The 25,807-nt window shown below is 67.3% G+C and carries 20 protein-coding genes and 1 pseudogene; 15 read left to right on the top strand and 6 right to left on the bottom strand.

The genetic code is table 11. The features are described 5' to 3' along the window. Positions 1-151 precede the first annotated feature (151 nt). Positions 152-2,173: a GMC family oxidoreductase N-terminal domain-containing protein gene (locus ACREB7_RS09695; RefSeq protein ID WP_431592066.1), complete on the top strand. Its 2,022-nt coding sequence runs from the start codon at positions 152-154 to the stop codon at positions 2,171-2,173. A gap of 323 nt (positions 2,174-2,496) precedes the next feature. Further along, entirely contained in the window at positions 2,497-3,237 is a 741-nt protein-coding gene (locus tag ACREB7_RS09700; RefSeq protein ID WP_431592067.1) for a rhodanese-related sulfurtransferase, read from the top strand. 13 nt (positions 3,238-3,250) lie between these two features. Here the strand turns inward: ACREB7_RS09700 and ACREB7_RS09705 are convergent, their stop codons facing one another. Together ACREB7_RS09705 and ACREB7_RS09710 are read right to left on the bottom strand one after the other, a co-directional pair. Continuing rightward, complete coding sequence (locus ACREB7_RS09705; protein WP_431592068.1) at positions 3,251-4,546, bottom strand: caspase family protein; 1,296 nt, start codon at positions 4,544-4,546, stop codon at positions 3,251-3,253. Positions 4,547-4,565: 19 nt separating this feature from the next. Further along, positions 4,566-5,189 (bottom strand): class I SAM-dependent methyltransferase, encoded by a 624-nt coding sequence (locus ACREB7_RS09710; RefSeq protein WP_431592069.1) that lies wholly within the window; start codon positions 5,187-5,189, stop codon positions 4,566-4,568. A gap of 91 nt (positions 5,190-5,280) precedes the next feature. Between ACREB7_RS09710 and trxB the strand changes: the two genes are divergently transcribed. Next, a complete protein-coding gene (gene trxB / locus ACREB7_RS09715; protein WP_431592070.1) occupies positions 5,281-6,246 on the top strand; it encodes a thioredoxin-disulfide reductase in 966 nt (321 codons plus the stop codon). Positions 6,247-6,413: 167 nt separating this feature from the next. Here trxB and ACREB7_RS09720 read toward each other — a convergent pair whose 3' ends face one another. Genes ACREB7_RS09720 through ACREB7_RS09735 form a run of 4 tightly spaced genes read right to left on the bottom strand, consistent with a single transcriptional unit; the run spans position 6,414 to position 9,199 of the window. Then, positions 6,414-7,238 carry a hydrolase 1, exosortase A system-associated gene (locus tag ACREB7_RS09720; RefSeq protein ID WP_431592071.1) on the bottom strand — a complete coding sequence of 275 codons (825 nt, stop codon included), beginning with the start codon at positions 7,236-7,238 and terminating at the stop codon, positions 6,414-6,416. Next, positions 7,223-7,891, bottom strand: coding sequence for a hypothetical protein (locus ACREB7_RS09725; RefSeq protein WP_431592072.1), 669 nt, complete (start codon positions 7,889-7,891; stop codon positions 7,223-7,225). Before ACREB7_RS09725 ends, ACREB7_RS09720 begins: the two co-directional genes overlap by 16 nt. A gap of 17 nt (positions 7,892-7,908) precedes the next feature. Then, the gene (locus tag ACREB7_RS09730) at positions 7,909-8,181 is read right to left on the bottom strand and encodes a phosphopantetheine-binding protein (RefSeq protein ID WP_431592073.1); all 273 of its coding nucleotides are present in this window, start codon (positions 8,179-8,181) and stop codon (positions 7,909-7,911) included. 7 nt (positions 8,182-8,188) lie between these two features. After that, complete coding sequence (locus tag ACREB7_RS09735) at positions 8,189-9,199, bottom strand: GNAT family N-acetyltransferase (RefSeq protein ID WP_431592074.1); 1,011 nt, start codon at positions 9,197-9,199, stop codon at positions 8,189-8,191. Positions 9,200-9,234: 35 nt separating this feature from the next. On the opposite strand from ACREB7_RS09735, the gene ACREB7_RS09740 reads away from it, so the two are divergent. The 12 genes and pseudogenes from ACREB7_RS09740 (at position 9,235) to ACREB7_RS09795 (ending at position 25,742) form a co-directional block, all read left to right on the top strand. After that, positions 9,235-10,758, top strand: coding sequence for an acyl-CoA ligase (AMP-forming), exosortase A system-associated (locus ACREB7_RS09740; protein ID WP_431592075.1), 1,524 nt, complete (start codon positions 9,235-9,237; stop codon positions 10,756-10,758). Further along, complete coding sequence (locus ACREB7_RS09745; protein ID WP_431592076.1) at positions 10,755-11,984, top strand: pyridoxal-dependent decarboxylase, exosortase A system-associated; 1,230 nt, start codon at positions 10,755-10,757, stop codon at positions 11,982-11,984. Before ACREB7_RS09740 ends, ACREB7_RS09745 begins: the two co-directional genes overlap by 4 nt. 314 nt (positions 11,985-12,298) lie before the next feature. Next, the gene (locus ACREB7_RS09750) at positions 12,299-12,955 is read left to right on the top strand and encodes an XrtA/PEP-CTERM system exopolysaccharide export protein (protein WP_431592098.1); all 657 of its coding nucleotides are present in this window, start codon (positions 12,299-12,301) and stop codon (positions 12,953-12,955) included. Positions 12,956-13,009: 54 nt separating this feature from the next. Continuing rightward, on the top strand, positions 13,010-14,557 hold the full coding sequence (locus ACREB7_RS09755) for an XrtA system polysaccharide chain length determinant (protein WP_431592077.1): 1,548 nt from the start codon (positions 13,010-13,012) through the stop codon (positions 14,555-14,557). Positions 14,558-14,567: 10 nt separating this feature from the next. Then, a complete protein-coding gene (locus ACREB7_RS09760; RefSeq protein WP_431592078.1) occupies positions 14,568-15,602 on the top strand; it encodes an AAA family ATPase in 1,035 nt (344 codons plus the stop codon). 2 nt (positions 15,603-15,604) lie between these two features. After that, positions 15,605-17,335 (top strand): hypothetical protein, encoded by a 1,731-nt coding sequence (locus tag ACREB7_RS09765; protein WP_431592079.1) that lies wholly within the window; start codon positions 15,605-15,607, stop codon positions 17,333-17,335. A gap of 13 nt (positions 17,336-17,348) precedes the next feature. Next, a pseudogene (locus ACREB7_RS09770) lies at positions 17,349-18,311 on the top strand (XrtA/PEP-CTERM system-associated ATPase); the annotation flags it as partial. A gap of 764 nt (positions 18,312-19,075) precedes the next feature. Next, the gene (locus tag ACREB7_RS09775; RefSeq protein WP_431592080.1) at positions 19,076-19,939 is read left to right on the top strand and encodes an XrtA system polysaccharide deacetylase; all 864 of its coding nucleotides are present in this window, start codon (positions 19,076-19,078) and stop codon (positions 19,937-19,939) included. After that, a complete protein-coding gene (locus ACREB7_RS09780; protein ID WP_431592081.1) occupies positions 19,936-20,982 on the top strand; it encodes a FemAB family XrtA/PEP-CTERM system-associated protein in 1,047 nt (348 codons plus the stop codon). The genes ACREB7_RS09775 and ACREB7_RS09780 overlap by 4 nt, the downstream gene beginning before the upstream one ends. A 131-nt stretch (positions 20,983-21,113) precedes the next feature. Then, positions 21,114-22,319, top strand: a complete 1,206-nt coding sequence (locus ACREB7_RS09785; RefSeq protein ID WP_431592082.1) for a TIGR03087 family PEP-CTERM/XrtA system glycosyltransferase — start codon at positions 21,114-21,116, stop codon at positions 22,317-22,319. Further along, positions 22,316-23,833: an exosortase A gene (xrtA, locus tag ACREB7_RS09790; protein ID WP_431592083.1), complete on the top strand. Its 1,518-nt coding sequence runs from the start codon at positions 22,316-22,318 to the stop codon at positions 23,831-23,833. Before ACREB7_RS09785 ends, xrtA begins: the two co-directional genes overlap by 4 nt. Before the next feature lie 13 nt (positions 23,834-23,846). Next, positions 23,847-25,742 (top strand): XrtA/PEP-CTERM system amidotransferase, encoded by a 1,896-nt coding sequence (locus tag ACREB7_RS09795; protein ID WP_431592084.1) that lies wholly within the window; start codon positions 23,847-23,849, stop codon positions 25,740-25,742. Positions 25,743-25,807 lie beyond the last annotated feature (65 nt).

Genomic DNA, 25,807 nt, shown 5'->3' on the forward strand with positions numbered 1-25,807 from the left:
CCTCCGTCAGCCCTACGGGCTGCCACCTCCCCACAAGTGGGGAGGAATGTCTTAAACCCACCCCAAGGCTGCCGTTCCGGTACAATACCGCCTTGCTTTTCCGCGCTATAGGTCCGCATTTGTGGGCGCAGGACCAGCAGGGGGCAGGGCGATGACGGCACCGTTTGATTTCGGGCAACTCAAATTTCTGAAGACATTGACCGAGGCGCTGTTCCATGGCGTCGATATGGCGATCACCGCCGATCAGGTCGTCGCCAATGTCGTCGAATTGTTCGGCAAGGTCGGCGGCACCAAGCTCGCCGAGCTGCGCTTCTCGCTCAACATGACCGAATTGGCGCTCGCGCCGGTGTTCGTCGAACTCGACGTCGAAACCCGCGCCGAACGCGTCCGCGACCGGCTGCAGAATGGTCGGCTCGACCTGCTCCAGGACATGGCCCGGCTGCGCGGAATTATTTATGCGTGTTATTATGGCTATTGGGAGGGCGGCGAGCAGGCGCGCGACGCGGGGCAGGACGCCAATGTCGCGAACCCGGTCCACAAGCAGATCGGTTTCAAGCTGCCGAAATTCCGCGCCCGCACCGACCCGCCGGAGATGCTGATCACCGATGTGACGGGGCGAGAGATCCACCCCGACCATATCCTGACCGCCGACACGCTGGCGGACGAGTATGACGTCGTCGTCATCGGCTCGGGCGCGGGCGGCGCGGTCGCCGCCTATCATGTCGCGGCGCAGGGCTATAAGGTGCTGATCGTCGAGGCCGGGCCCTTTTATCCCTCGCCGCGCATCACCCACCGCGAACTCGACATGATTGCGGCGCTTTACAAACATGGCGGCGTCCAGACGACGACCAACAATGATTTCGTGATCTTCCAGGGGCGCTGCGTCGGCGGATCGTCAACGGTCAACAACGGCATCTGCCTGCGCGTCAACGAAGCCGGGCGCACCCATCCCGACGCGCCGGATGTGCTCGCCAAATGGGCGAGCATCGGCGCGCCGATCGACGCCGCCGCTTTTCACGCCAGCTATGATGCGGTGCAGGCGAAACTCGGCATCGGCCGCGCCGAACCGCGCAGCGGGCGGCACAATGGCACGCATCTGATCAATGGCTGGCACCAATATGCCGCCGCCTCGTCGAACCCGCGCGAACAGCGGGCGGTGACCGACTGGTTCGACAAGAATTTCGGCCCGCCGAACACGCCGAACGCCTGCGCCTATTGCGGCTATTGCAATTCGGGTTGCCCCTATGGGCGACGCATGGGCATGGCGCAAACCTATCTGCCGCAGGCGTGCCGCGATCATGGAGCGCGCATCCTGCCCGAGACCAAGGCCGAGGAAATATTGTGGCAGGAGGCGGCGAACGGCAAGCTGGAGGCCGAGGCGGTGCGGCTCGTGATGCCCGACGGATCGCGCCGGCTCGTCCGCACCCGCGTCGGGGTGGTCGTCGCGGGCGGCACCATCGCCTCGTCGAAGCTGCTCGACAGCAGCGGCATCGAAGGAACGGGTTATCAGATTTCGCTCAATGTCGCCTCGCCGGTGGTCGCGCTGATGCCCGCCGGGGTCGGCGGCAACGCCTGGGACGAGGACCAGATGTCGAGCTATGTCGACTGCGGCAAATATCTGCTCGAAAGCCATTTCCAGCCGCCGATGGCGATGGCGTCGCTGATGCCCGGCTGGTTCGGCACCCATGCGACACGGATGCGGAATTTCAGCCGCGTCCATTCGGCGGGCATCCTGTTTCCCGCCGACCGGCGCGGGCAGGTGGTCGACGGCAAGCTGCACTTCCGCCTCGACGTCGACGACGATATGCCGGTGCTGCGCGATGCGATGGCGACGCTGACCAAGGTCCATTTCGCGGCGGGCGCGATCGAATGCTATCCCGCGCTGGCGAATGGCAAGACGATCACGCCCGATATGGACGTCGACGAATTTTTCCATCGCGAGATCAAGCAGCAGGACGATCTGACGCTGTCGAGCAGCCACGCGCATGGCGGCAATGCGATCAACGAGAATCCGCAATATGGTATCGTCGACCCCGAATGCCGCGTCCATGGGACGACCAATGTGCTGGTCACCGACGCGAGCACCTTCCCCAGCTGCATCCGCGTCAACGCGCAATGGACGACGATGGCGATGGCGCATTATGCGACGGGGCGGGGCGATCCGTTTTCGTGAAGGTTTGAGCCAGGGCGAGAGGTCGGTTCTATTTTGGTTTCACGCAAAGGCGCAAAGGCGCAAAGAAGAGAAAAAAGGGCCTCACACAAAGACACAAAGAGGGCGGTGCTTTTCTGCGATAGCGTGACAGGATCGCGCGGAGCGCCTTTTCTGGTCGCCTGCGGCGACAGGTCTCCGCAGCATGGTTGGCGCGACCTCTTTGTGTCTTTGTGTGAGATTCTATTTTTTCTTCTTCTTCGCGCCTTTGCGCCTTTGCGTGAAATTCTCTGGAGCCACCCTCTCGCCTTCGACAACCGTCATTGGAGTGGCTATGGCGCGGCGCCATGACCTTCACCGTCGCCGCTCTCTACCGCTTCGCGCCCTTTGACGATCCCGCCGCGCTGCGCCAGCCGTTGCTCGACCTGTGCGCGGCCGAAGGGGTCAAGGGAACGCTGCTGCTCGCGAGCGAGGGAATCAACGGCACGATCGCCGGGTCCGCCGAGGGCGTCGCCGCCGTCCTCACGCATATCCGCGCGCTCCCCGATTGCGCCGATCTCGATGTCAAATATTCGGCCGCCGCCGCGATGCCGTTCCAGCGGCTCAAGGTGCGGCTGAAGAAGGAAATCGTGACCATGAAGGTCGCGGGCATCGACCCGTCGCGCGACGTCGGCCGCTATGTCGCGCCCGCCGACTGGAACGCGGTGATCGCCGATCCGGACACGGTGGTCATCGACACGCGTAACGATTTCGAGGTCGGTTATGGCAGCTTCGACGGCGCCTTGAACCCGCACACCAAAAGCTTCGGTGAATTTCCCGACTGGTGGCAGGATCACAAGCACGCGTTCGCGGGCAAGCGGATCGCGATGTTCTGCACCGGCGGCATCCGCTGCGAAAAATCGACGGCGTTTTTGCGCAGCGAAGGCGTCGACGATGTGGTTCATCTCAAAGGCGGCATCCTCGCCTATCTCGAACAGGTTCCCGAGGCGACAAGCCGCTGGCACGGCAGTTGTTTCGTCTTCGACGAGCGGGTGAGCGTCGGGCACGGGCTGGTCGAGGTGGGGGAGAAGAACGACTCCCCTCCCTGAAAGGGAGGGGAACTCACTCCGCACTCACCCGATAGGTCACCTTATACTCGCTCCGGTCGCCATTGATCGTGCGCGTGAACGTCCCGACGCGCGGCTCGAGGTCGATCGTCCCCAATATGTCGTTGCCCCCGACATCGTCGTCCTCGAGCAATTGCACCGTCGCATTGCCGTCGAAGTCGAAGCTGCGCGGCACGACCCAGCGCTGGCCCTTTTTCATCGTATAGCTGTCCTTCTTGCTTTCGGGGAAGCGCTGGCTGCCCCCGAAGCGCAGGAAGAGCTGGTCGGGCAGGCCGAGGAAACCCGTCACCTTGATGCATTCGATGACGATATCCGACACGCGGTACTTGCCGCCGCGCACGGCGCTGCCATCGGCGCCGGGTGCCAGCAGCCGCGCGATCGCGTCCGAGGCATCGCCGGCGTAACGGCCGCTCGGAAACTCCGACAGATAGGCGCTGAACGCGCGGACGCTGCTTTCGGCGAGCGCGCCTTTCCAGAAAATCTCCTCGCTCGCGCTGCGGTCGCCCCTGGGCACCGCCGGCGCCGCGGCGACCAAAGTCGGCACGGTGCGCGGGACGAGATAGACCGGGGTGCCGGTGATGCTGGCGCTGACGAAGGGACGCTGGTTGCCGCCGGTCGCGGCGAGCACATCGTCGCGGATCGCGCCGCCGAGCAATTGCACCGGCAGATCGGGTTCGGGCAATCGCCGTGCCAGCGCGAGGGCGAAGGGGCTGTTCGCGCCATTGCCGTCGCTCGCGGTCTGGCCGGGCGCGGCGGCGAAGATGACGAGTACGTCGTCGGCCTCGACCCCCGCCATGCCGCGCGCCACCGCGCGGGTGCCCGACCGCCATTTGCTGCCGAAGGGATTGTTGCGGCACGCGTCGAGCACGACCATGCGCACTTGCGCCCCCGACACCGCCTCCATCAACCGGCTGAGCTCGATCGCCTCATAGGGCAGGTCGAGATCCGATTCGAGCTTGGCATCGACCGGGAGCAGCCAGTTCTTGCCCTGCGCCTCGATCCCGTGCCCCGCGAAATAGACCATCGCCACCTCGGCGCCGTCGGCCTTGGCTCGGAAATCGCGCATCGCGCCCTGAAAGGCCTGATTGCCGAGGTTGCTCGCGGTGACCACCTCGAAGCCTGCGGCTTTCGCGGCGTCGGCGACGATCTTGATGTCGTTCGCGGGGTTGGTCAGCGCGCCGGTGTTGGCATAGGCCGAATTGCCGATGACCAGCGCGACCTTGCGCGCCTCGGCGCTGGCGGGCGCCAGCAGCAGGAGGAGGGTCAAAAGGGGTAGCCAGAAACGCGTCATCTTAGCTGTCCTTTCGTCGTCAGTTCGGGCGGGCGGCTCCATATTCGACCCAGCCGAAGGGGCGCGGGGTCTTGGGCATATACAGCGCGGCCTGCCGCTCGACCGCGAAACCCGCGGCGGCATAAGCGTCCGAAATCGGCCGGGTGAGGTGGCAATTGCCGCCGATGCGTTTCCAGATCGGCTCGATCCGCCGCTGCCATTTCGCGACCCCGGCATCGGGCGCGCCGCCATGTTCGAGGAACAGCGCGGTCCCGCCGGGTTTGAGCACGCGGCGGATTTCGCTCAGCACCGCGCTCTGCTCGGCGACCGAGCAGAGGGTGAAGGTGGTCACCACCGTGTCGAACCGTCCGCTTTCGAACGGCATCGCCTCGCCGACCCCGCCCTGGATATCGGCGTCGATGCCATGCGCCTGCGCCGCCGCGCGGCTCATCGCCAGCAATTCGGGCGAGGGGTCGAGCCCGGTGAAGCTGGTCACGCGGGCGGGCACGTAAAATTCCATGTTGATCCCGCCGCCGCAGCCGAGTTCGAGCACATCGCCGACTGCATGCGGCACGACCTTGCTGCGCGCCTTCATAATCTGCCCCTGCGAACAGGCGCATTTGATCAGGCGCGGTACTCCGTGACGTTCCCACCAGTTCGCCATATCGGCACACTCCCCTTGGCGTGCAGCCTGTCCCTTGCTAGCGCGGTTGGCAACACCCATTTAGGCGAACCCCGCCAGTTTAAGGACGATCATGCCCGCCACCCACCACACCAAGATGCTCATCCTCGGTTCCGGCCCTGCGGGCCTGTCCGCCGCCATTTACGCGGCGCGCGCGGGTATGAAACCGATCGTGGTGCAGGGGCTTCAGCCCGGCGGCCAGCTCACCATCACCACCGACGTCGAAAATTACCCCGGCTTCGCCGAGGTGGTGCAGGGTCCCTGGCTGATGGAACAGATGACCGCGCAGGCGACGCATGTCGGCACCAGCACGATCTGGGACACGATCGTCGACGTCGACCTGTCGCAGCGCCCGTTCAAGCTGACCGGCGACGGCGGCGATGTGTATCTCGCCGAAACTTTGGTGATCGCAACCGGCGCGCAGGCGAAATGGCTGGGCGTGGAAGGCGAACAGGAACTCGGCGGCAAGGGCGTGTCGGCGTGCGCGACCTGCGACGGTTTCTTCTATCGCGGCAAGAAGGTCGTGGTGATCGGCGGCGGCAACACCGCGGTCGAGGAAGCGCTGTACCTCACCAACCACAGCGACGATGTCACCCTCATCCACCGCCGCGATCATCTGCGCGCCGAAAAGATCCTGCAGGACCGGCTCCATGCCAATCCCAAGATCAAGGTGTTGTGGAACAAGAAGGTCGACCGCTTTGTGGCGGGCGCGGGCGTCGCGGGCCTAGTCGGGGTCGACCTGATCGACACGGTCACCGGCGAGAGCAGCCATGAGCCGACCGACGGCGGCTTCGTCGCGATCGGCCACAGCCCGTCGACCGAGCTGTTCAAGGGCAAGCTGCCGCTCGACGCCGATGGCTATCTGGAGGTCACGCCGGGCACGTCGTTGACGTCGATCCCGGGTGTCTTCGCGGCTGGCGACGTCACCGACAAGGTGTACCGCCAGGCGGTGACTGCGGCGGGCATGGGCTGCATGGCGGCGCTCGACGCCGAGCGGTTTTTGGCCGAGGCGGAGTATAAGGCGTTGGTGGAGGCGTAAGCCCGACGAAGCAGGCGCTTCCGGGCGTTAGCGGTCAAGCTAAACTCATAAATTCCGTTCGTGTCGAGCGAAGTCGAGACACGCGAAGACTGGTGCTTCCCAAGCGTGTCTCGACTTCGCTCGACACGAACGGAGTGGGTGGTCTGGAAACCGCTGCAAAGCGGACATCAGCGGAGTTGCTCCAATATCCGCCCCGCCAGCCACTCGCCATCGTCTCCTGCAAAGCTGTGCGACGGGCTCGCCAGCCGTTCGACGCGGATCGACCCCGGGTTCGCGTCGACATGCGCAATCGACGTCGCAAGCTTTTCCATAAAGGCCTGTGCGGTGCGGTCGCCGGTCGCGAGCAGGATCGTCACCGGGCAGAAGGTTTCGGCCAGCAAGCCGTCGAGTTCGTCGGCGAGGCTGCCGACAGTCGGGGGCGTGGGCTGTTTGCCCAGTGCCGACAGCCCGCGAAACAATTTCCGGACATCCACCTCGCCCTTCATCAGCCGGAGCAGGCTTTTCGGGTCCTTCAACCGCGCCAGATAGCGCGCCCGGATCGCCGAAGCGGGGGGCAGGGCGGGTTCGTCGGCTTCCGTGTCGTCGCCGCCATCATCCTCATAGGTCCAGGGGTTGGCGAGGATCAGCGCGTCGAGCGCCAGCGGCTGGTGCAGCAGCAAGGCGCTCGCCGCATCGCAATTGCCGAACGCGACCACGCGGGTGAGCTGCGGCGCCGCCTCGCGGAACGCGGCGATCGCCGCCATGAGGTCGGGCCCGCTCGAGCGATAGCCGCCGTTTATTCCCTCGCTGTCGCCGATCCCGCGCCGGTCGAAGCGGAAGACCGGATGCCCCGCCGCGGCGACGCGCTGCGCCAGCATCGCCATGCCGCGATGCGCGCCGCTGCGGATCTCGTTGCCGCCCGACACGATCAGCAGCCCGGTCGTCCCCGGCGCTTCGTCGAGCGTGGCGGCGAGCGCAGCGCCGCCGCAGGCGAAGCTCAGATGACGCCGCATGACGCGCTCCACGTTGCGATATCGTCGGCGATCGCCTCGGCCATCGCGGCATCCTCGCCGGGTTCGGCGCGCAGCCACAGCGGGGTGCCCGTAATGCCGTCGGCGCCGAGCGCGACGTTGCGTAGCGGCTCGACCGGCTGCGCCTCGGCGCTGCTCAATTGCGCGACCATCGCGGGCGACAGGCGGTTGCCCGCCAGCAGCAGCGGTTCGCTTTTCGCCGTCTCGCTCAGGCTTTCGAGCGACGATGTGACCCCCGCCTCGCGGTCGGCCGAGACGCGCGCGCGGAGCAGGGTGCGCAGCAGCGATGCCCCGCCCACCGGCGCCAGTCGCCACCAAGCGGCGGCTTTCACGCGATGGTCGATCAGCGCTCCGCCGCGGACCGAAGCGACGAGGACGGGGCCGTCGATTGTCTTCGCAACGTCGAAGAGGGCGTTTTGCCACATGTCGAGGTCGACGCTTTCCAGCGCCACGAGGCTCTCATTCTGCCCCGGCAGGTCGGGCATCGCCGCCGCGAATCCGCGCGCCGCGAGCGCGCGCATCACGAGCACAAGGGTGCGGCGCGTGCGGTTCGCTTCCTCGAACAGCGGGGGGACGATCAGGACGGTGGCGCGCGGCGCTCCGGCGGGTGTGACGCGCAGATGATGTTCGCCCATGCGCGCGCCGATAGCGGTCAGTCGGTCACTTTGCGCAGCGAAAATGCCAGCAAATTACCGTAGGTTTCGAAAATCTCGCCGTCGATCTCGTCGTCGTCGATGATGATGCCGAGGCGGTCCTCCATCTCAGTCAGCACCGTCGCGACCGCCATCGAGTCGAATTCGGGCAGCGCGCCGAACAGGCCGCTGTCCTCGGTCAGCGCGGCGGCGCGGGCTTCGCCGAGGCCCAAAATGTCGGCGAGCAACGCACGCAGGGTCGCATCGACGCTGTTGGCGGGGGTGTCGGTCATCGCATCCTCACTCGCGCCCCAGCCGGGAGCGCGCAAAAGCCTTTATCGCGGGTCCCCATGCCGCGATGTGCGACGGATTGAAAGCCTCCAATCGCCACAACGGTTCGTGGCGGTTCATCCAGTCCTTTTTGTATCCGTCGTTGCCGGTGCCGAAATCGATGCGCTCGACATGGTCGACGTCGATGACATGGCGGAACAGCGCCGCCGAAAGGAGCGTGCCGGGCGAGGCCTTCAGACTGTCCTCGACATGCGCCAGCTTGTGGATGAAGGCGGTGCCGTCCTCGACGGTCCAAAATTGCGCGGCGACCGGGATGCCTTCGATCCGCGCGATCCCCATGCGCAGGGTGCCGCGCGCGCTCTCGGCCTCGGCAAAGGCGCGCAGCAGGGCGGGATGGCCCTCCTCGGGCTTCCAGCTCGCGGCATAGATGCTCTCATAGGCCGCCCAGCTGCCGGGATCGAAGGCGGTGAGCAGCTGGATATCGACCACGCCTTTCTTCGCCTTGCGTTTGACGGTGTTCTTGAGCGCGCCGGGACGACTTTCCCACCAGTCGTCATGCGTCAGGCCGGTCAGGTCGAGCCAGTGGCGGTCGCCCGCCGGGGTCGCCTCCACCCACCAGCCGGCCTTGCGCAGCGCGGCCGCGATCTCCGGCTGGTCCTCGTCGCGAAGCGGGTACAGCGACAGGCGGGCCGCGCGTTTGCGCAATCCCGCGAACAGGCTGCGTAGCGCGGCGTCGCGCGGGCCGCGATGGTCCGGCCCATCGAACAACGGCCGGATCGAAAAACTATACCAGTTGGTCAGCCCGCTGAACCGGCCGCGTCCGTCGCGGCGCAGCGGCAGCCAAGCCGTGACGTCGCCTGCACGGCCATGCGCATCGACGCGCCTCTCGCCGGCAAAACCATAGTCCGTCAGCAAGTCGAACCAGGCAGCGCGGTCGAACGGCGACGCGGGCGCGGCGGCGCGCGCACCGTCGGGCAGCCCCGCGTCATCATTAGCGCGATGTTCACCGTTCCCTTGCATAGGCTGGCGCTCTATCACCCAGTCCTAAAGAACCGATGACCGAAGCCCTGATCCCCTCGTCGCGCCCGATCGACCATCTCGCCCTTTGCGGCGCGGGTGATGCGCCCGCGTTGCTGATCGGCGACAAGGTGACGACCTTCGGCGAACTGGACGCGGGCGTCGGCCGGCTTGCGTCGTGGCTGCTCGAACAGGCGGGCGGTCCCGGTGAACGCGTCGCCAGCTGGAGCGCGAAGACGCGTCTCGCGTGCCTGATGCCGCTCGCGGCGGCGCGCGCGGGGCTGATCCATGTGCCGGTGAACCCGCTGCTGAAAGCGCCGCAGGTTGCGCATATCCTGGCGGACAGCGGCGCGAAGCTGCTCGTCACCAATGCGGCGCGCAGCGACACGCTCGGCGAAGCCCTGCCGGTCGATTGCGTCGTTCAGGATTTGAAGATCGTCGAGGAAGTGATTGATTCGGGAGGGCAGGCTCTTCCCCCGTCGCTGGCCGAAGCCGGTGACCTGGCCGCGATCCTCTACACGAGCGGCTCGACCGGGCGTCCCAAGGGGGTGATGCTCAGCCACGCCAATCTGTGGCTGGGGGCGGAGGCGGTCGCGTCCTATCTGGAGATCGTGCCCGCCGACCGCGTGCTGGCTGTGCTGCCGCTGAGCTTCGATTATGGCCAGAATCAGCTGCTCTCGACCTGGTATGCGGGCGCCGCCGTCGCCCCGCTCGATTACCTGACCCCGCGCGATGTGGTGAAAGCGGTGGCGCGGCATGGCGCGACGACGCTCGCCGGGGTGCCGCCGCTCTGGGTGCAGCTGGTCGAGGCCGACTGGCCCGCCGAAAGTGCGGCGCATCTGAAGCGTCTGACCAACAGCGGGGGGGCGCTGACGCCGTCGCTGATCGACGCGATGCGGGGCATTTTCCCGAACGCCGACATCTATCCGATGTATGGGCTGACCGAGGCGTTCCGTTCGACCTATTTGCCACCAAAGCTTGTTGCCGATCATCCGACCTCGATGGGCCGCGCGATCCCGCATGCCGAGATATTGGTGTGCCGTCCCGACGGCACGATCACCGCCGACGAGGAACCGGGCGAACTCGTCCATTGCGGGCCGCTCGTCGCGCAGGGCTATTGGCAGGATGCCGAACGCACCGCCTTGCGCTTCAAGCCCGCGCCGCGTGCGTCGCACTATGGCGGCATGGCGGTATGGTCGGGCGACACGGTGCGCCGCGATGCCAATGGCCTCCTTTATTTCGTGGGCCGCGACGATGCGATGATCAAGACCGCAGGCAATCGCGTCAGCCCGACCGAGGTTGAGGATGTCGCGATCGCCTCGGGCCTGATTTACGAGGCGGTGGCGTTCGGGGTGCCCGATGCGCGGCTTGGCGCGGCGATCGTGCTGATCGTGCGCGGCAAGGGGGAGGGCGATCCCGACGGTCTCGCCGCTTATCTCAAGGCGAACCTGCCCAATTTCATGCAGCCGCAGGCGATCGAATGGCGCGCCGAACTGCCGCGCAATCCCAATGGCAAGCTCGACCGCGTCGCGATCGCCGCCGACTGGAAGGTGGCGGCATGAAACCGCATGGTCCGATCCCGCCCGGCTTCGCCGCCGATGCCGACGGCATGTTGCTGATCGGCGGCCAGCGCGCTGACGACCTGGCCGAGGATGCCGGCGACACCCCGCTCTTCGTCTATGACAGCAAGCTGCTGACCGCGCGGGTCGCCGAATGGCGCGCCGCGATGCCGAGCGAATTGCAGCTGCATTATGCGATGAAGGCGAACCCCTATGGTCCGCTGCTCGGTCATATGGCGGCGATGGTCGACGGGCTCGACGTTGCGTCGGGGGGCGAGCTTCAAGCCGCGCGCACCAGCGGCATGGCGACGGGGCACATCAGCTTCGCCGGGCCGGGCAAGCGCGACCGTGAGCTCGAATATGCGATCAAGGTCGGCGCGACGCTCAATCTCGAATCGGCGGGCGAGGCCGAACGGGCGCTGGGGATCGGCGCGCGGCTCGGTATCGTCCCGCGGCTCGCGGTGCGGGTCAATCCCGACTTCGACCTCAAGGGGTCGGGCATGAAGATGGGCGGCGGCGCCAAGCCCTTCGGGGTCGATGCCGCCGAGGTCGCGGCGCTGGTCAAACACCTGCTCGCTGCCGGCGCGGACTGGCAGGGCTTCCATATTTTCGCCGGATCGCAGGCGCTTGATGCGGGCGCGATCGCCGACACGCAGGCGCAGACCGTCGCGCTCGCCGCGCGGCTCGCGAACGAGATCGGCGCGGTGCCGCCGCTGGTGAACCTCGGCGGCGGCATGGGCGTGCCCTATTTTCCCGGCGATAATGCGGTCGATGCGAAAGCCGTCGGCGACGCCTTGGCAAAGACGCTTGCCGCGCGCGACCCAATGTTGGGGGCGAGCCGCTTCGCGATGGAACTCGGCCGCTGGCTGGTGGCCGAGGCGGGGGTCTATCTGACCCGCATCGTCGACCGCAAGACGAGCCATGGCGAGACCTTCCTCGTCACCGACGGCGGGCTTCATCACCAGCTCGCGGCGAGCGGCAATTTCGGTACCGTGATCCGCCGCAACTATCCGATCGCGCTCGCGAACCGCTTCGGCGCCGAGCCGGTCGAGACGGTGTCGGTCGTCGGCTGCCTCTGCACGCCGCTCGACCGCCTCGGCGACCAGGTCGCGCTGCCGCGCGGCGACGTCGGCGATCTCGTGGCGATCTTTCAGGCGGGGGCCTATGGCGCGACCGCCAGCCCGTCGGCCTTCCTGGGGCAGGGGCCGGCAAGGGAGATGTTGGTTTAAAGGGCAAGCCGGCCAACCTCTGAGGGGCCAATAAATAGGGACAGTCCCTATTTAATCTCTCCAGGTCGATGAGGACGGATAGGGGCGAGGCGATTAAATAGGGACTGTCCCTATTTATTGGCGGCGTAGCTCCTCGGAGGCATGGGCCGTTTCTGTCCCGGACTGGCACAAGTCCCGACAAGTGCGGTGTAAACCTGACCGACTACTAACGGTATATTCACCCTTTTCCGCCATCGCTGATCCTGACGCATTGGCTTTCGCTCTGGGCATTTAGCCCATGGCGGGGCCGCTGCCGCAGGAAAGGTGATTTGATGATGACGTCCTTCCCCGCCCTTCGCGCCGCGCGCGTGGCTCTGGTTTCGGGCATCGCCGCGACCGCGCTGACCGGCTGCATGGGCGGCGGCGCCGCCGCGCCGCAACTGCCGAGCGCGACCTTCGTCCAGAACCAGGAAGGGCCCGGCGAGGAATATATCATCGGCCCGCTCGACGAGCTGCAGATCTTCGTGTGGCGCAATCCCGAGCTGGGCGGCAAGGTCCAGGTGCGCCCCGACGGCCGCATCACCACCCCGCTGATCACCGACATGCCCGCGGTCGGCAAGACCCCGACGATGCTGCAGCAGGACCTGAAGCTCCAGCTCAGCCAGTATATCACCGACCCGATCGTCAGCGTCATCGTCACCAGCTTCAACAGCACCTTCTCGCAGCAGGTGCGCGTCGTCGGCGCGACCGAGAAACCCGCGTCGATCCCGTTCCGCGCCAATATGACCGTGCTCGACGCGATGATCGCGGTCGGCGGCCTCGGCGAATATGCCGCCGGCAACAAAGCGCGCCTCGTCCGCTACGACAAGGGCAGCGGCAAGCAGCATGAATATGGCCTGCGGCTCAACGACCTCGTCAAGCGCGGCGACATCAAGGCGAACGTCCGGCTCCAGCCGGGCGACGTGATCATCATCCCCGAAAGCATGTTCTGACGCGCAAGCCCGCACCGCCGACCGACTCGATTTGCCAAGGATCAAGACCAGACAATGAACGGCCTTTACGACGAATTCCGGGTGGCGCTGCACAGCGTCTGGACGCGCCGCTGGCTGGTTCTGGCGGTGGCCTGGGGCATCTGCATCCTCGGCTGGCTGGCGATCGCGTCGATCCCCAACCGCTATGACTCGCGTGCGCGCCTGCTCGTCGACATCAACGAGATCGTGCCCGCCGACAGCCAGAGCGGCCCCTATGCCGACCGCGCGCAGATCGACCAGATCCGCGAAACGCTGACCAGCGCCCGCAACCTCGAAAAGGTCGCGGTGACCACCGGCATGTTGCCCGCCGGCGCCGGCGAGCGCGAAAAGGCCAGCGCGGTCGCGATGCTGCAAAAGAATATCAAGGTCGTCCCGCAGCAGGAAAATATCTTTGAGATCACCTCGGCGATCGGGGTCGGCAGCCTGTCCGACGCCGACAATGCGAAGCTCGCATCGGGCGTGCTCGACAGCCTGATCACCGTGTTCCGCGACGAACAATTGCGCGGCGGCCGCATGACCGCGCGCGAGGGGCTGAAATTCCTCGACGCCCAGCTCGCCGACCGCGAAAAGGCGCTCGGCGAGGTCGAGGCGCGCCGCGCCGCCTTTGAAGCGAAGAATATCGGCCTGATCTCCAGCGGCACCGGCTCGCCCGGCCAGCGCATCGACGCCGCGCGCGCCGAACTCAGCCAGATCGAGACGCAGCTGGCCGCCGCGCAGGGCTCGCTCGCCGCCGCGAACGGCCAGATGGCCTCGACTCCGGCGACGATCAACGTCCCCGGCATGGGCGGCGTCGGCGGCGGCGTCGCGCGCCAGCAGCTTGCGGGCGCGCAGAACGAACTGTCGTCGATGCGCGCGCGCGGGCTGACCGACGCGCACCCCGACGTCATCGCGCTGAAAAGCCAGATCGCCTCGCTGAAAGCCATGGCCGACCGCGAAGGTGCGGGCGGCGGTGGTGGCGGCAATGCCCAGAACCCTGCCTATGCGACGCTGCAGGCGATGCGCGCCGAACGCCAGGCGACCGTCGCGGCGCTGTCGTCGCGCAAGGCGCAGCTGACCAGCGACATCAATCGCATCACCACCGCGCAGATCCAGAATCCCGGCGTCGCCGCCGAATATGAACGGATCAACGGCGAATATACCGCGCTCAAGGCGCAATATGATCGCCTGATGGCGCAGCGCGAACAGGTGCGGATGCGCGGCGAGGTGCAGACCGAAACCGACGCGATCAAGGTCGAACTGCTCGATCCGCCGACGAAGCCGACCTCGCCCGCCGCGCCGAACCGGCCGCTGTTCCTGACGCTGGTGCTGTTCGCCGGGATCGGCGGCGGCATCGGGGTCGCCTTCGGTCTCGGCCAGGTGCGCACCAGCTATGCCACCGCCGCCAAGCTCGAACGCGCCAGCGGCCTGCCGGTCATCGGCTCGATCACCGAGGTGGTGACGCCCGACCGGCACGCCGACCGCAAGAAGAAACTCGTCTGGCTCGCGGGCGGCAGCGGCGCGCTGGTGGCGCTGTTCGTGCTGCTGCTGATCGCCGAATTTGTCCAGCGCGGCATGGTCGCCTGAGGGGTATGACATGAACGAACACCGCCCCGTCAAGCGCACGCCCTCGCTGCTCGAACGCGCCGCCGACATGTTCGGCACCGATCCGGCGGCCGGCGCGCCGACGATCGACGTCTCGGGCCTGCCCGAAGAGCCCGTCCGCAAGGGCAACGCGAAGAAGAAGGCCGAGCCCGAAGCCGTTTTCACGCCCGCCCCTTCGCCAGAGGCCGAAGTCCTCGACCCCGTCGTCGAGGCCGCGCCTGCGGTCGAAGCCGCGCCGAAGCCGTCGCCGCGCAAGGATATCGCTCGCGCGGCGCCCGCCGTGGTGGCGACGCGTCAGGGCAGCATCGACCGCGAGCGCCTCGCGGCGCGCGGCATGATCGTGCCCGGCACCGCCGTCAGCGGCATCAGCGAAGAATATCGCATCGTGAAGCGCGAAATCATCCGCAACTTCGCAGGCGCCGGCAATCGCCCGGTGCTGCCGCGCGGGCACCGCGTGCTGATCGGTTCGGCCAATCCGGGCGAGGGCAAGACCTTCTCGGCGGTCAATCTCGCGCTCAGCCTCGCGGTCGAGACCGACCATGATGTGCTGTTGATCGACGCCGACATCGCCAAGCCGAGCGTGCTGGAGGCATTGGGGCTGGAGGATGGTCCCGGCCTGATGGACGCGCTCGCCGATCCGCATCTGCCGCTCGGCGACTGCCTGATCCAGACCGACATCGCCGGGCTGAAGGTCATGCCCGCCGGCACCCAGCATATGCATGATACCGAGTTGCTCGCCTCGGCGCGCACCGAAACGTTGCTGGCGCAACTGGAGCAGGGCGCGCCGGGCCGCATCATCATCCTCGATTCGCCGCCGGTGCTCGCGGCGTCGCCCGCCGCCGTGCTGGCCGGCCATGTCGGCCAGCTCATCATGGTGGTGCGCGCCGACGAAACGCTGGAAAGCGCGCTGCGCGACGCGATCGGGCTGATGGGCGCCTGCCCGCACATCCAGCTGCTTTTGAACGGCGTCAAATATTCGCCGGGTGGCCGCCGCTTCGGCACCTATTACGGACAAGGAGGCGCCTGACCATGCGCACCACTCTTCCTCACGCCCGCCGTGGCGTCATGGCGTTCGCGGCGCTGCTCCTCGCGGGCACCGCGACCAGCGCGCAGGCGCAATTTTCCGGCCCCGAAAGCGGCGGTGGCGACAGCGCCAGCGCGTCGGCGCCGGCATCGGCCGACAGCGGCGGCGACGCGAAGCGCGACAAGCGCGGCGAACGCCGCAGCAAGCGCGCGGTCGAGGTCAGCCCCTATCTCGAAGTCGGCCAGGTGCTGACCGCCGATCTCAAGAACAATGGCGACGTCCTCACCTACACGACGCTCGCCGCCGGGGTCGACGCCGTCGTCGCGACCCGCCGCGCCGAACTCGCCGCGACGGTGCGTTATGAATATCGCATCGGCGAAGCGGGCGGCATCGGCAATTCGGATTCGATCAGCGGCCTGCTGCGCGGGCGTTACGAACTGGCGCGCGGGTTGAACGTCGAGGCGGGGGCGCTCGCGACGCGCAGCCGCGCCGACGGGCAGGGCGCCGACAACACAATCTTCCTCGGTAACGGCTCGAACTCGGCCGATGTCTATTCGATCTACGCCGGTCCGACCTTTGCGCGCCGCATCGGCGGGCTCGACGTCGGCGCCGGTTATCGCTTCGGCTACAATAAGGTCGAGGTCGACACCCCTGCGGTCCTGCCGCCGGGGGCGACCAGCCAGGATATTTTCGACAGCTCGACCAACCATGTCGCCTGGGGCAGCGTCGGCCAACGGCCCGGTGACCTGCCGTTCGGCTGGCAGGTATCGGGCGGTTATGAACGCGAGGACGCGAGCCAGCTCGATCAGCGCTTCGAGGGCAAATTCGCCCGCGCCGACGTAACGGTGCCGATCGGCCCGACCGTCGCGCTGCTCGGCGGCGTCGGTTATGAAGATATCGAGATCAGCGAACGCGATCCCGTCGTCGACGCGAACGGCGTGCCGGTCCGCGACGCCAACGGCCGCTTCGTCACCGACAAATCCTCGCCGCGCCAGCTGTCCTTCGACACCGACGGGCTGATCTGGGACGCCGGCGTGATGTGGCAGCCCAGCCGCCGCACCTCGCTGACCGCCAAGGTCGGGCGCCGCTATGGCGATACCATCTACACCGGCAGCTTCTATTACCGCCCCGGCCATGCGACGCAGATCCAGATCGGCGTCTATGACGGCATCTCCAGCTTCGGGCGCGGCCTGTCGGCGGGGCTGGCCGGGCTGCCGACGCAGTTCGACCCGACGCGCAACCCGATCGACGGCGACATCAACAGCTGCCAGTTCGGCGCGCAGGGTGGCGGCTGCCTCAACAATGCGCTGTCGAACGCGACCGGCGCGCAGTTCCGCAGCCGCAGCATCCAGGGCATCTTCACCAGCCGCGCCGGACCGTGGAGCTATGGCCTTGGCGCCGGTTACGACCGCCGCCGCCTGCTCGTGCCCGCCCTGTCGCAGATCGCCGACCTCAACGGCGTGACCGACGAGAATTATTATCTCTTCGCCTCGATCGGGCGTCAGCTCGGCCGCGATGCCGATTTGTCGTTGAGCGGCTTCTACAATTATTTCGACAATGGCTCGCCGGGGGCGACCGACGTGCAATCCTATGGCGCATCGGCGGTCTATTCGCAGCGCTTCTGGCGCGGCCTGACCGGCAGCGCGGCGGCCAGCCTCACCGGCTTCGACCAGGACGGTTTCAACAGCCAGCTCGTGGCATCGGCGTTGTTCGGTCTGCGCTATAATTTCCGGTAACGGGGAAGATAATATGTACGATCAATATTATGGCTTTACGGGACGTCCTTTCCAGCTGACGCCGGACCCGAATTTCTATTTCGAGAGCGGCACCCACCGCAAGGCGATGTCGTACCTCGGTTACGGCCTTGCACAGGGCGAGGGCTTCATCGTCATCACCGGCGATGTCGGCGCGGGCAAGACGACGCTGGTCGGCCATTTGATGAACACGATCGACCCCAATCGCCTGACGGCGGTCAAGCTGGTGTCGACGCAGGTCGAGGGCGACGATCTGCTCCGCCTCGTCGCCGAGCAATTCGGGCTCGACTGGGAAGGCGAGAGCAAGGCCGAACTGCTGCGTTCGATGGAACAATATCTGCGCGAACAGGCGCGCGCCGGCCGCCGCACCCTGCTGATCGTCGACGAGGGGCAGAATCTCGCGATCTCGGCGCTCGAAGAATTGCGCATGCTGTCGAACTTCCAGCTCGGCGGCCATTCGCTGCTGCAGATATTCCTGCTCGGCCAGCCCGAATTCCGCCAGACCCTGTTTCACTCGCCGCAGCTCGAACAGCTGCGCCAGCGGGTGATCGCGACGCATCACCTCGATCCGATGGAGCCCGAGGAGGTCGAGCCCTATATCCTCCACCGCCTCGGCAAGGTCGGCTGGACCGGCAATCCCAGCTTCAGCCCCGACGCCTTCGAGGAAATCTTCGATTATAGCGAAGGTGTGCCGCGCAAGCTGAACGTGCTGGTCAGCCGTATCCTGCTGTTCGGTGCGGTCGAGCAGCAGCATCGCATCACCGCCCAGCATGTCCGCGACGTCGTGGCCGAGGTCGAGGCCGATCGCGGCATCGACGCGAAGACGCTGGCCCCGCCGGTGCCCGAACCCGCCGTATTCGCGGCCGCCCCCGCGCCGGTGGCGTCGCTCGCGGCGATGGCGACGCCGGCGCCGAAACCCGAACCGGTCTGGGTGGAGGCCGAGGTCGACGAAGAACCGTTCGATCTGGTCGAAGCCTTTATCGAGCCGGAACCCGAGGTCGAGCCGGTCGCCGAACTGGTCGAACCCGAGGTTGAGCCCGCACCTTTCGCGCCGCCGGTTGCCGAGGCCGACGCGCCGCTCGAATGGCCGGCCGTCGTCGCCGAACCCGAAGCGGACCGCGCCGCCGCCGCGCCGCCGCCGTTCGCCGCTCCGGTCGCCGAGGCGCCGATGCTGGGGCTGGAACGGCTGTCGATGCGCGCCGCGCTCGAAGAGGTCGATATCCTGCCGCCGTCGCATAGCGCGACCAGCTTTGTCGAAGCGCGCTCGCTCGTCGCCGAACAACTGGGCCTTGCGCCCGCAGCGCCCGCCGAGCCTGAGGCCGTCGTCGAAGCCGAACCAGTCGCCCAGGCTCCGCGCTTCACGATCGCGCCCGATCCGGATTGGGTTGTCGCCGCGCCCGAAGAGGAGGTCGTTGCGCCCGACGACGCCATTGCCGAGCCCGCGCCGGTCGAACCCGAAGGCGAACCGGAGTTGGAGGCCGAAACCGACGCACCCCTCGCGGCGCCGATCGACGACGAACATCTGGTCGCCTTGCAGCGCCAGATCGCCGGGCTCGAAGCGCGGATCGCCGAGCAGGATGTGGCGCTGCGCCGCGTGCTTGATTTGTTGATCGATTGGGTCGAACGCGATCCGGCCAATGCGCCCGACCCGACGCTGTCGCAGACCTGGGCCGCCTGACGGCGCTCGGGTCGGCCTCCGCGCCGGATCGATGAAGGTGAGCGATGATGCAGAACGGCCTGTCGGTCGATGTCGAGGACTGGTTCCAGGTCGGCGCCTTTGAGCGCGTGATCGACCGCGCCGACTGGCCGACGCTCGAATGCCGGGTCGAGGCCAATTGCGACGCGGTGCTGCAAATCTTCGCCGAGGCCGGGGTCAGCGGGACTTTCTTCACGCTCGGTTGGGTTGCCGAACGCTATCCGGCGCTGATCCGGCGGATCGTCGATGCGGGCCACGAACTCGCGAGCCATGGCTACGACCATCAGCGTGTGTTCGCGATGACCCCCGACGCCTTTGCCACCGACCTGAAGAAAACGCAGGCGATCCTCGAGGATCTCGGCGGCGCCCCCGTGCGCGGTTATCGTGCGCCGAGCTTTTCGGTCGATCAGCGCACCCCCTGGGCGCACCCGATCCTTGCCGAACAGGGCTATGCCTATTCGTCGAGCGTCGCGCCGGTGGTCCACGATCATTATGGCTGGCCCGCCAGCCCGCGCCACGCCTGGCGCCCGGTCGCGGGCAGCGATCTGGTCGAATGGCCGGTCACCACCGCGCGCTTCGCCGGGCGCACGCTCGCGGCCGGGGGCGGGGGCTTCATGCGCCTGCTTCCCTATGGTTTCACGCGCTGGGCGATCGCGCGGATGAACGCCGAGGGGCATCCGGCGATCCTCTATTTCCATCCGTGGGAAATCGACCCCGGCCAGCCGCGCGTCGCCGATGCGCCGCTCAAGTCGAAAATCCGCCATTATAGCGGCCTGTCAGCGATGGCGGGCAAGCTCAGGAAACTGCTCGACGATTTCGAATGGACGCGCGCCGACGCGCTGCTCCCGGCGCAGCAGGGGCGTGCGGCGCCGTGGCTGCAGGCGGCATGAACGCGCCCCTGCATCCGGTCGCCGCGCCGCTGTCCGACGATGCGGCGTGGGGCGCCTATGTCGCCGGGCACCCCGACGCGACGCCCTTCCACACGCGCGCCTGGTGCGAAGCGATCACCCGCGCGACGGGGCACCAACATCATCTGATCGCGCAGCGCGATGCGGCGGGGCAGATCGTCGGCATCCTGCCGCTGCACCATGTCCGCTCGCCGCTGTTCGGGCAGGCGCTCGTCGCCAGCGGCTTTGCGGTAGGCGGCGGTATCCTCGCTGACAATGACGCGGTCGCTGCCGTGCTGGCCGATGCCGCGATCGACCTCGCCGCCTCGCTCGGCGTGCCGTCGGTCGAATTGCGCGGCGGTCCTTTGCCCGACGGCTGGCCTGTCGAGGAGGACGTCTACGCCGGCTTCGCCCGCGACCTCGCGGCCGACGAAGAGGCCGAGCTCCTCGCCATCCCGCGCAAGCAGCGCGCCGAAGTCCGCAAGGCTTTGGCGAGCGACCTGACCGTAACCACCGGCAGCAATGCCGGCCAGCGCGCCGACCATTATCGGGTCTATGCGACGAGCGTCCGCAATCTCGGCACCCCGGTCTTTCCCAAGGCGCTGTTCGGCTGCGTTCTCGACGCTTTCGGCAACAGGGCCGACATACTGACCGTCCATAGCGGCGGGGAGGCGGTGGCGAGCGTCCTCAGCCTCTACTGGCGCGGAACCGTCATGCCCTATTGGGGCGGCGGGCTTGCCTCGGCGCGGGGCTTGCGCGCGAACGAAATGATGTACTTCGCGCTGATGAACCACGCGCGTTCCCGGGGTTGCACCCGCTTCGACTTCGGTCGCTCGAAGCTCGGCACCGGTCCCTTCGCGTACAAGAAGAATTGGGGTTTCGACCCCGAACCGCTCGCCTACGCGCGCTGGCTCGCCGAGGGTGAGAGCCCGCGCGACACCAACCCGACCAGCGCCAAATATCGGTTGCAGGTCGAGCTGTGGAAGAAGCTGCCGCTCTGGGCCGCCAACCGCATCGGACCGCTGATCGCGCGCGGGCTGGGGTAGATCGATATGGCGAACTCCTCGTGGCCATTAAATAGGGACAGTCCCTATTTAATGGAAAGCTGCGCGCACGATCGCGCCGACTGGTCGCCATTAAATAGGGACTGTCCCTATTTAATGGCGGGAGTGCATTGATGGCCGAGATCCTGTTCCTCGTTCACCGCGCGCCCTGGCCTCCCGACCGCGGCGACCGCATCCGCAGCTGGCATATGTTCGAGGCGCTGGCGAAACTCGCCCCCGTCCATGTCGCGGCGCTCGCCGACAATGACGCCGAGGCCGAGGTGGCGCGCGTAAAAATGGCGCCGCTCTGCGCCAGCCTCGCCATCGAGGTGCGCAACGTCTCGCGCCCGCTGGCGCTGGCGCAGGCGGTGCTGCTCGCCGAGCCGGTGTCGAACCGATTGTTCCGCAACGCGGCGCTGGCGCGCCATGTCGGCGGCCTGATCCGCCACGGCGACATCAGCCATATCGTCGCCTTCTCGGGCCAGATGGCGCAATATCTGCCCGCCGATTTCGACGGCCCCGTCGTCATGGACTTCGTCGACGTCGATTCGGCCAAGTTCGCGACCTACGCCGCGCAGGACAAGCGCCAGCCGCTGCACTGGGTCCATGCGCGCGAGGCGCAGCGTTTGGGCGATTATGAGGCCGAGGTCGCGGGGCGTGTCGATGCCAGCCTGTTCGTCAGCACCGCCGAGGCGACCTTGTTCCGCGACCGAAGCGGTCTCGGCGAGGCGCATGTCCGTGCGGTCGAGAATGGCATCGACACCGACACATTCGATCCCGCGCTGGCCTTTGCGCCGATAGGGCAGGGCGGGGGCCCGCTGGCGGTGTTCACCGGCCAGATGGACTATCGCCCCAACATCGACGCGGTACGCTGGTTCGCCACCGATATATTGCCGCTGATCCGCCGCCATCATCGCGACGCGCGCTTCGCGATCGTGGGCCGCGCGCCGACCGACGAGGTCAAGGCGCTCGCCAGCCTGCCCGGCGTGATCGTCACCGGCGAGGTGCCCGACGTGCGTCCCTGGCTCGCCGCCGCCGATGCGGTGGTCGCGCCGTTGCTGCTCGCGCGCGGCATCCAGAACAAGTTGCTCGAAGCGATGGCGATGGCGCGGCCGGTGGTTGCGAGTGCCGCCGCAGCGGAGGGCATCGATGCGAAGGCGGGCACGCATCTGCTCGTCGCCGACGGGGCTGATGCCATGTCGGCTGCGGTGTGCTCGCTTTTCGACGACCGCGATCGCGCGCGGGCGATGGGACAAGCCGCCCGCGCACAGATGATCGCGCGCTACGGCTGGGATGCGCGCCTTGCGCCGCTCGGACAGTTGCTCGGGCTTGCCGCATGAGGACGGGCGCACGCAACCTGACCCAACCGAAAAGCTGGACCCGCTGGCAGGCGCACCTCGTCGCCTTGACCGGGCTGTCGGCGGCGATCCTGGCGCTCTTTCACCGCGACGCCGCCGACATGGCGGGCATCTGGTGGCACAGCTCGACCTTCACCCACTGCCTGCTGATGGTGCCGATGATCGGCTGGCTGGTGTCGCAGCGCGCCGCGTTGCTGCGCCCGCTGACGCCCGCCTATTGGTGGCCGGCGCTGATCTGGATCGCGGGGGCTGGGCTGGTGTGGCTGGTCGGCGAGGCCGCCGGGGTCGGGCTGTTCCGCCAGCTTGGACTGGTGCTGATGCTGCAGGGCGCCGTCGCGGCGACGCTCGGCGAAAAGCTGGTGCGCGGGCTGCTCTTCCCGCTCGCTTATGCGCTGCTGCTCGTGCCGTTCGGCGAGGAACTCGTGCCGCTGCTCCAGACGCTGACCGCGCATATCAGCATCGTCCTGCTCCATCTGGTCGGGCTCGACGCGCAGATGGAGGGGGTGTTCATCACCACCCGTGCGGGTTTCTTCGAGGTCGCCGAGGAATGTTCGGGGATCAGTTTCCTGATCGCGATGTTCGCTTACGCGACCTTTGCCGCGCATCTGTGTTTTCGCAGCTGGACCCGGCGCATCGTCTTTGTCGCGGGCGCACTCGCGACGACGGTCCTCGCCAATGCGCTGCGTGCCTGGGGCACGATGGTCGCGGCCGAAATCTGGGGGATCGAGGCGGCGGGCGGGATCGACCATATCTTTTATGGCTGGATCTTCTTTGGCGTGGTGATCGCGCTGGTGATGCTGGTGGCGCGGCGCTGGTTCGACCGGCCCGCCCATGATGTCGCGATCGATGTCGCTGGGCTGGATGGAGCGCCGCGTTTCGCCGGTCCGGCGCGCGCGGTTCTGCCTGCTGCCTTGGCGTTGCCTTTGCTGTTCGCCGGCTGGGCCGCGCTGGTCGGGGCGCGTGAGGCGCCGCTGCCGGCGAAGATGGCGATCGCCGTGCCCGCCGGGTGGACCGAGACGCGCGGCGAAGGTACTGCGTGGGCGCCGCGCTTCGATGGCGCCGACCAGCTGTGGCTCCGCCATTTCGTTGATGGCAAGGGACGCCGCGTCGCGGTCGCGATCGGCGGTTATGTGCGGCAAGCCGAAGGGCGTGAGATCGTCGGCTATGGGCAGGGCGCGATCGATCCCGACAGCCAATGGGCGTGGAGCGCGGCGCTGCCCGCCATCGACGGCGGCAAGACCGAAAGACTGCTCCACCCCGGCCCGGTGCTGCGCGACGCCGCGACCTTTTATGTCGTCGATGGCGCGGTCACCGGCAGTCCGCGCGCTGCAAAACTCGCAGGATTGAAGGCGCGTCTGCTCGGCGGCGATCCCCGCGCCCTGTCGCTGATCGTCTCGGCTGAGGAGGGGCGGGGCGGGACGAAAGCGATCGCCGATTTCGTTTCCGCGTCGGGCGGAGCGCAGGCGATGGCTGACCGCGCGCTAAAACTGCGCTAGAGCCGCACCGAATATGTGTGGGATCGCGGGCCTTTATCATCTGGACACGGCAAAGCCGGTCGACCCGGCGCGGCTGCGCGCGATGCTCCATCCCATGAGCCATCGCGGCCCCGACGGCACCGGCGTGTGGACCGCGCCGGGCGTCGGCCTAGGCCATTTGCGCCTGTCGATCATCGACATCGCGGGCAGCCCGCAACCGATGGCGAGCGACGATGAAGCGGTGACGCTCAGCTATAATGGCGAAATCTATAATTTCCGCGAGTTGCGCGCCGAACTGGAGGAGCGCGGCCACCGCTTCCGCACCAGCGGCGATACCGAAGTGATCATCGCGGCCTGGCGGCAATGGGGCGTCGAATGCCTGTCGCGGCTCAACGGCATGTTCGCCTTCGCGCTCCACGACCATCATCGCGGCTGCCTGTTCCTGGCGCGCGACCGGCTGGGGGTGAAGCCGCTCCACCATGCGCGGCTGTCCGACGGGTCGCTGGCGTTCGCGTCCGAACTCAAGGGGCTGCTGCGCCACCCGCTGCTGCGGCAGGATGCGAACCTGTCGGCGATCGAGGATTTCCTCGCGCTTGGCTATGTCCCCGACGACAATTGCATCGTCGCGGGGGTGCAGAAGCTCCCCGCCGGCCATTATCTGCTGCTCGAGCGCGGCAAGCCGGTGCCGCCGCCGAACTGCTGGTGGGCGCCCGATTTCTCGAAACGCATCCGCGCCAGCGAAGGCGAGGCGGCCGAGCATCTGACGCACCTGATGCGCGCGGCGGTGACCGACCGCATGGTGGCCGACGTGCCGCTCGGCGCCTTCCTGTCGGGCGGGGTCGATTCGAGCGCGGTCGTCGCGCTGATGGCCGAGGCGAGCAGCAAGGCGGTCAAGACCTGCACCATCGGCTTCGACCAGGCGGCGCTCGACGAGACCGCTTATGCGCAGGTGGTCGCCGAGCGTTTCGCGACCGACCACCGCACCCGCACCGTCGCGGCGAGCGATTTCGCTTTGATCGACACGGTCGCCGACATGTTCGACGAACCCTTCGCCGACGCGAGCGCGCTGCCGACCTATCGCGTCTGTGAACTCGCGCGCGAAGAGGTCACCGTCGCGCTGTCGGGCGATGGCGCCGACGAGGCGTTCGCGGGCTATCGCCGGCTGGTGTTCCAGCATCAGGAGGAAAAGCTGCGCGGGCTGATCCCCGGGGTGTTGCGGCGCAATCTCCTCGGTCCGCTGGCGAAGGTGTGGCCGCAGATGGATTGGGCGCCGCGCCCCTTGCGCGCGCGCGCGACGCTCGCCAGCCTGTCGAAGAGCGGCGCGGAGGGCTATGCCGAGGCGGTCGGCGTGACCGGTCCCGGCCAGCGCGCGCGGCTGTTCAACGATGCGGCGAAAAACGCGCTGGGCGATCATGTCGCCGAGGCGCGCTATTGGCAGGCGATGGCCGATGCGCCCGCGCGCGAGCCGCTCGACCGCGCGCAATATGCCGACCTGAAAATCTGGCTGCCCGGCGACATTTTGACCAAGACCGACCGGATGAGCATGGCGGTGAGCCTCGAGGCGCGCGAGCCGTTGCTCGACTATCGCCTCGTCGAATTTGCCGCGTCGCTGCCGGCGTCGATGCGGGTGAAGGGCGGCACCGGCAAGGCGATCCTGAAGCAGGCGATGGAGCGTTACCTGCCGCACGACATCCTCTATCGGCCCAAGATGGGGTTCGTGACCCCGGTCTCGCACTGGTTCCGCGGTCCGCTCGTCGAACAGGCGAAGGCGTTGGCGACGTCGGCGACGCTGGCGCGCTCGGGCTGGTTCGACATGGCCGAGATCGAACGCATCGTGACCGCGCACCAAAGCGGGCGGCGCGACCATGGGCGGCTGATCTGGCAATTCTTCATGCTGGAAAAGTCGTTGGCGAAATTGTTCGGGATTTAATCTCCCCTCCCGCAAGCGGGAGGGACTTATGTTTGCAGCCACCTCATCTTAACCCCTCGCTGCTA

The sequence above is a fragment of the Sphingopyxis sp. genome (assembly GCF_050725615.1).
Lineage (GTDB): Bacteria > Pseudomonadota > Alphaproteobacteria > Sphingomonadales > Sphingomonadaceae > Sphingopyxis.